This window comes from Rubritepida flocculans DSM 14296, assembly GCF_000425365.1.
Taxonomy (GTDB): domain Bacteria; phylum Pseudomonadota; class Alphaproteobacteria; order Acetobacterales; family Acetobacteraceae; genus Roseococcus; species Roseococcus flocculans.
This window is the reverse complement of record NZ_AUDH01000055.1, coordinates 1-6,676: the sequence shown is the minus strand read 5'-3', so window position 1 is coordinate 6,676 and position 6,676 is coordinate 1. Positions and strand designations below refer to the sequence as shown.

The window sequence follows — 6,676 nt, the reverse complement described above, 5'->3', positions numbered from 1 at the left end:
GCTCGCGGTCCGCCATCAGCACGGCGTGGTGGATGCGCTCCCACACGCCTTCGGCCTGCCAGCGTCGGAGGTAGTAGTAGACCGTCTGCCAGGGCGGGAAGTCGTGCGGCAGCAGGCGCCAGGCGATGCCGCCGCGCAGCACGTAGAGGATCGCGTTGATCAACTCGCGCGACGGTGCACGGCGTGGCCTGCCGCCGGGCAGCGCATCCGGCACAAGCTCCGCGATCGCCGCCCATTGGGCATCGGTCAGATCCGTCGGGTAGGCTCGGCGCCGTCGTCGCATCGGGTGTCGTCCTCAAGGCCGACACCCCATGAATCACGCTTCTCACCGCGCCGGAAGCCGCTTCTCAAACACGCTCTGAGGTTGAGCGCTCCGCCCCGCGGTTGCGGCCTGCGCGGGAACCGGCCATACCCTGTATGCTGCGACGCAGCGAGGCCTGACCGTCCGTGGCTTGACCGGCCGGGCCGGCGCGCGATGCTGGCGCGGGGGGGCGGTTGCGCGGCCCCGCGGCCGTGGACGAGGATGAGATGATGCTTCCGCAGAAGACCGGGGCGCTCAGCCCCCACCTCCGGCGCCTGGAGGCCGAGGCGATCGGGATCATCCGCGAGACGGCGGCGAGCTTCCGCAACCCCGTGCTGCTCTACTCCATTGGCAAGGACAGCTCGGTGGTGCTGCATCTCGCGATGAAGGCCTTCGCCCCGGGGCGGATTCCCTTCCCGCTGCTGCACATCGCCACCGGCTGGGACTTCCGCGACATGCTGGAGTTCCGCGACCGCCGCGCGGCCGAGATCGGGGCGCGGCTGATCGTGCACACCAACCCCGACGGCCTCGCGCGCGGCATCAACCCGCTGACGCATGGCAGCCAGGTGCACATGAACGTCATGGGCACCGAGGCGCTGAAGCAGGCGTTGGACGCGCACGGCTTCGACGCGGCACTCGGCGGCGCGCGGCGCGACGAGGAGAAGGCCCGCGCGAAGGAGCGGGTGTTCAGCCACCGCGCGCCGGGCCATGTGTGGGAGCCGCGCGGCCAGCGGCCCGAGCTGTGGGGCCTCTACAACACGCGCATCGCGCCGGGCGAGACGATGCGCGTCTTCCCCATCTCGAACTGGACCGAGTTCGACGTGTGGGACTACATCGCCGCCGAGAACATCCCCGTGGTGCCGCTCTACTTCGCGGCCGAGCGCCCCATCGTCCGTCGGGGCGGCGCGCTCATCATGCGCGACGACGAGCGCATGCCGCTGGAGCCCGGCGAGCAGCCCGAGATGATGTGGGTGCGCTTCCGGACCATGGGCGACTGGCCGCTGACGGGCGCGCACGAGAGTCGCGCGCAGACGCTCGAGGAGGTGCTGGAGGAACTGCGCCGCTCGCGCGTCTCCGAACGCCACGGCCGCCTGATCGACAACGATCAGGAAGCCTCGATGGAACGCAAGAAGCGCGAGGGGTATTTCTGATGGATGGCGCCATCACGTCGCGCGGGCTGCTGCGCGTGCTGACCTGCGGTTCGGTGGACGACGGCAAGTCCACCCTGATCGGCCGGCTGCTGTACGACTGCCAGCTCATCATGGAGGACACGCTGGCCGCCATCGCGCGCGACAGCCGCAAGCACGGCACCGTGGGCGAGGAGGTGGACCTCGCCCTTCTGGTGGACGGGCTGGAGGCCGAGCGCCAGCAGGGCATCACCATCGACGTCGCCTACCGCTTCTTCACTACGCCCAGGCGCAGCTTCATCGTGGCCGACTGCCCGGGCCACGAGCAGTACACGCGCAACATGGCGACCGGCGCCTCCAACTCCGAGCTCGCGATCATCCTGGTGGACGCGCGCAAGGGGCTGCTGACGCAGACACGCCGGCACAGCTACATCTGCTCGCTGCTCGGCATCCGGCACGTGGTGCTCGCGGTGAACAAGATAGACCTCGTCCACTTCGACCAGCAGGTGTTCGACCGCATCGTGGGCGAGTACGCGACCTTCGCCGCGGGCCTCGGCTTCCACAGCATGGTGCCCATCCCCACCTCCGGCCGCTTCGGCGACAACGTGACGCAGCGCTCGGGCAACACGCCCTGGTATCGCGGGCCCACGCTCCTCGAGCACCTCGAGGCGGTGGAGGTCGAGGAGGAGCTGACGAAGATCCCCTTCCGCTTCCCCGTGCAGTGGGTGAACCGCCCGAACCAGGACTTCCGGGGCTTCTCCGGCACGGTCGCGAGCGGGGCGGTGGCGCTGGGGGAGAGCGTGGTCGTCGCCGCCTCGGGCGTGACGAGCCACATTTCGCGCATCCTCGGCCCCGATGGCGACCAGGAGCGCGCGGTGGCGGGCGAGGCGGTGACGATCTGCCTCGCCGACGAGGTGGACGTGGCGCGCGGCGACGTGCTGGCGCCTGTCTCGGACCGCCCGGCGGTGGCGGACCAGTTCGCCGCGCATCTGCTCTGGATGGACGAGGAGCCGATGCTGCCCGGCCGGCAGTACATGATGCGCATCGGCAATGTCTGGACCACCGCCTCCGTCACCGCGATCAAGCACCGGGTGGATGTGTCCACGCTCGACCAGCAATCCGCCACGCGGCTCGCGCTGAACGAGATCGGGCTGTGCAACCTCGCCACAGCACAGCGGGTGGCGATGGATCCGTATTCGCAGAACCGGCTGACCGGCGCCTTCATCCTGGTGGACCGCTTCACCAATCGGACCGCCGGCTGCGGGATGATCAACTTCCCGCTGCGCCGCGCCACCAACGTCCATCACGAGCACTTCTTGGTGGACAAGGCGGCGCGCGCCGCCTCGCTCGGCCAAAAACCCATGCTGCTCTGGTTCACGGGGCTCTCGGGTTCGGGCAAGTCCACCGTGGCGAAGCTGGTGGAGCAGGCGCTGCACCAGGCCGGGCGGCACACCTACTCGCTGGACGGCGACAACCTGCGCCACGGCTTGAACCGCGACCTCGGCTTCACCGATCAGGACCGCGTGGAGAACATCCGACGCGTGGGCGAGGTCGCGAAGCTGATGGTGGATGCGGGGCTCATCGTGCTCGCCTCCTTCATCTCGCCCTTCCGCGCCGAACGGCAGATGGTGCGCGAGATGCTGGCGGAGGGCGAGTTCGTGGAGATCTTCGTGGATACGCCCATCGAAGTCTGCATGCAGCGCGACGTGAAGGGCCTCTACGCCAAGGCGAAGCGCGGGGAGATCGCGAACTTCACCGGCGTGACCAGCCCCTATCAGCGGCCCGAGGCCGCGGAACTCGTGCTCGACGGAGCGGGACCTCCGGCCGAAGCGCTTGCGCAGCAGGTGCTGGCGCTGGTCGAGCGGCGGCAGGCGGGCGGCTGAGCGCGCGGCCGCGCGGCGATGGGCCCGTTCCTCGACATCCTGCTCGCGGTCGCGTTGCTCGTTGCGCTGATCAGCGGGCGCGTGCCCATGGCCGCCGCCTTTTTCGCCTTCATCCTGGCCGTGCTGCTGCTGGAGCGCCTGCCCGCGCGCGAAGTGCTGGAGTATCTTGGCGAGCCCTCGCTGATCGCGGTGCTCTGCCTCGTCGTGTTCTCGAGCGTGCTTGGCCGGCTCACCTGGCTGCGCAAGCTGCTCTTCAGCCGCAAACCGGAACCGCCCGGCGCCATACGTCGGCGCTTCCTGGGCGTTGCGGTTCTCGCCTCGGCGGTGATGCCCAACACGGCAGTGGTGGGTGCGCTGATGGGGCCGGCCGCGCGGAACCCGCGCATCGAGCCGCGCCAGCTTCTCCTGCCGCTTTCCTACGCCGCGCTCGCGGGCGGGATGGTGACGCATTTCGGCACCTCGGCGAGCCTCATCACCGTGGGGCAGGCGGCGCGGCTCGGTGTGGAGATCGGTTTCACGGACTTCTTCGTGCCCGGCCTCGTCACCGCGCTTGCGGTCTATCTGCTGCTGCTCGCGGTGGCGCCGGCGCTGATGCGCGCGCCGGGAGGGCTCGAGACCCGGCCCGAGCCGGAACTCTTTCACGTCGAAGGGCGGGTGCTGCCCGGCTCTCCGCTCGTGGGGAAGTCGCTCGCGGAAAACCACCTGCGCAGCCTCGGGCATTTCTATGTGGCCGAGCTGGTGCGCGGGGAGGTGCTCGTCTCGCCCGTGCGGCCCGACGAAGTGCTGCGCGAGGGCGATGTGCTGATCTTCGTGGGCGATCTGCGCTTCATCGACGAGCTGATGGCCTTCCCCGGCCTCGAGGTGATGGAGGAGGTGCGCCAGCGTTCGGGTCTGCAGGTGCATCACGCGGTGGTGGCGCAGAATTCCACCCTGGTGGGCCGCACGCTGAAGTCGAGCAATTTCCGCGCGACCTTCAGCGCCTCGGTCTTCGCCATCCGGCGGGGCGACGAACGTCTCTCGGGCAAGCTCGGAGAGGTGGAGTTGAAGGCGGGAGACCTTCTGGCGGTCGCCGGCGGCAGCGACTTCTTCGCCCACCCCGAAGTGCGCTCCAACTTCCACATCATCGCACGCGAGGGCACGCCCACCACCGCCCTTTCGCGGCGCGAGGCGGTGCTGGCCACCGCGATCTTCGCCATCTTCGTTTTCTGCGCGGTGTTCGACCTGGTGGGCTTCGCGCTGCTGACGCTGCTTCTGGTGGCAGGCAGCCTCGCCTTCGGCCTGCTGGATGGGCGGGATTTCCGCGCGCTCTTCCCCTTCGACCTGATGATGGCGCTGTGGGGATCGCTCACCCTTGCGGCGCTCGTCACGCGCGCGGGCTTCGACGGGGCGCTGGCCGCGGGGGCGGTGAACCTGTTCGGTGTGAGCGGAACGCTGGGCGCGCTGGTGGTGATCTTCCTGCTGGCCTGGCTGCTGACGGAGCTGCTCTCCAACGTGGCCGCCGCGGTCACCGCGCTGCCGATCGCCCTGCAGATCGCGGCGCTCACCGGGCTGCCCGGCGAGGCGGCGGCGCTGATGGTGGCCTTCGGCGCCTCTGCCTCCTTCCTGGTGCCCTACGGCTACCAGACGCACCTGATGGTGATGTCACCCGGCAACTACCGTTTCGCGGACTTCCTGCAGCTCGGCTCGCTGGTCCTGCTGGCCTATGGCGCGGCGAGCGTGGCGATGCTGTGGCTGCTGGTGGCGCAGGCGGGCTGGTGGGGAGGGTGACCCTCTCTGGAGACCTCTGCGAAACGCCTTGCTGAGCGGGTCATGTGCTGATTCGCTGGGCCTCGTGACGGGAAGGGCGAGGCGGCGATGGGTCAGCGTCAGATCGGGCAGGACAGGTTGGCGGAGGCGCTGCTGCCAGCGGGTGCTGGCGTCAATCGCCGGCTGGAGCGCATCGCTGGCCTGATCTACTGGGCCTCGATGGAGCGCCTGCTCGTGCCCTTGCGCGCGCCGATGGGGCGGCCCGGCTACCCGCCGCTGGCGCTGTTCCGCGCGCTGCTGCTGACGCAGTGGTAATACGCTCGGCATCAGAACCTGACCTGCGCGTAGGCGCGTGAGGCGATGCTGGTGATGCGCTCGGGCTGATCGGCGAGCCAGTTCCAGGCGTCGCAGCAGGCGTCGACGATGGCGTCGTCGCTGTCGAACACGCGGTTGCTGAGTAATACCAACTCCCGCGGGGCGTGACTCACGAAGTGGATTCCCCGACGGGGTGGTGATGTGATTCACACTGGTGAGCATCGGAGGCTCACCATGGGTCGCGCCATCGCGTTACGTTCTGACTTCACCGGCGCCGAGCTTCGGCGCCTTGCGCGGCGCAGCACGGACGCCGGGCAGGCGCGGCGGTTGTTGGCGCTGGCTGCGATCTAGGACGGCGGCACGCGCTCGGAGGCGGCGCGGCTTGGCAAGGTCACCCTTCAGATCGTGCGGTCGAACGCATGCGTTCGACGGGTGCTGCGCTTCAACGCCGAAGGGCCTGACGGGCTGATCGACCGCAAGGCGCCCGGCCCCAGGCCACGGCTGAGCGACGAACACCGCCGGGCCTTGGCCGCGCAGATCGAGCACGGCCCGATCCCGGCGATCCACGGCGTGGTCCGCTGGCGGCTGTGCGATCTCGGGCAATGGCTGTGGGAGACGTTCCGCGTCTCGGTCTCGATGCAGACCCTGAGCCCAGAGGTGCGCGCGATGGGCTATCGCAAGCTCTCGGCGCGGCCGAAGCATCACGCCCAGGCCCCCGGCGCCATCGAGGCGTTCAAAAAAACTTCCCCGCCACGCTGGCAGGCATCGCGCGCGAGCAGGGCCTCGGCCTCGACGCGGTAGAGATCTGGTTCGCAGACGAAGCCCGCCTCGGCCAGAAGAACGGCATCACCCGCCGCTGGGCGCGGCGCGGAAGCAGGCCCTCGGCGCCGCAGGACCAGCGCTACGCATCCACCTGCATCTTCGGCGCCGTCTGCCCCAAGGAGGGCAAGGGCGCGGCCCTGGTCCTGCCATTGTGCAACACCGCGGCGATGAACCTGCACCTGGCCGAGATCAGCGCCATGGTCCGCCCCGGCAGGCGCGCCGTGCTGCTGCTCGATCAGGCCGGGTGGCACCTCTCCGGCGACGTCGTCGTGCCGGACAACATCACGCTGCTGCCGCTGCCGCCCAAATGCCCCGAACTCAACGTCATGGAGAAGGTCTGGCAGTTCATGCGCGACAACTGGCTGTCGAACCGCGTGTTCCGCGATCACGACGACATCGTCGATCACTGCTGCCACCACTGGAACCGCCTGATCGATCAGCCCGGGCGCATCATGTCCATCGGACTGCGCAACTGGGCATAT

General features: G+C 69.3%; 6 protein-coding genes and 1 pseudogene. 5 read left to right on the top strand and 2 right to left on the bottom strand.

The window, feature by feature from the left end; genetic code table 11:
• On the bottom strand, positions 1 to 283 hold a 283-nt coding region (locus H596_RS25035; protein ID WP_156910193.1), incomplete at its 3' end, for a transposase.
• Between the two features lie 245 nt (positions 284 to 528).
• Here H596_RS25035 and cysD point away from each other — a divergent pair.
• The 4 genes from cysD to H596_RS24005 all read left to right on the top strand — a co-directional run bounded on the left by cysD (position 529) and on the right by H596_RS24005 (position 5,372).
• Positions 529 to 1,452 (top strand): sulfate adenylyltransferase subunit CysD, encoded by a 924-nt coding sequence (gene cysD / locus H596_RS0118555; protein WP_051213420.1) that lies wholly within the window; start codon positions 529 to 531, stop codon positions 1,450 to 1,452.
• The gene (gene cysN / locus H596_RS0118550) at positions 1,452 to 3,311 is read left to right on the top strand and encodes a sulfate adenylyltransferase subunit CysN (protein ID WP_051213418.1); all 1,860 of its coding nucleotides are present in this window, start codon (positions 1,452 to 1,454) and stop codon (positions 3,309 to 3,311) included. Before cysD ends, cysN begins: the two co-directional genes overlap by 1 nt.
• Positions 3,312 to 3,329: 18 nt before the next feature.
• Entirely contained in the window at positions 3,330 to 5,078 is a 1,749-nt protein-coding gene (locus H596_RS0118545) for an SLC13 family permease (RefSeq protein WP_027286136.1), read from the top strand.
• Positions 5,079 to 5,165: 87 nt separating this feature from the next.
• On the top strand, positions 5,166 to 5,372 hold the full coding sequence (locus tag H596_RS24005) for a hypothetical protein (protein WP_156910192.1): 207 nt from the start codon (positions 5,166 to 5,168) through the stop codon (positions 5,370 to 5,372).
• An 11-nt stretch (positions 5,373 to 5,383) separates the two neighbouring features.
• On the opposite strand, the gene H596_RS24000 is transcribed toward H596_RS24005, so the two are convergent.
• The gene (locus H596_RS24000) at positions 5,384 to 5,524 is read right to left on the bottom strand and encodes a hypothetical protein (protein WP_156910191.1); all 141 of its coding nucleotides are present in this window, start codon (positions 5,522 to 5,524) and stop codon (positions 5,384 to 5,386) included.
• An 82-nt stretch (positions 5,525 to 5,606) separates the two neighbouring features.
• Between H596_RS24000 and H596_RS23655 the strand changes: the two are divergent.
• A pseudogene (locus H596_RS23655) lies at positions 5,607 to 6,676 on the top strand (IS630 family transposase); the annotation flags it as partial.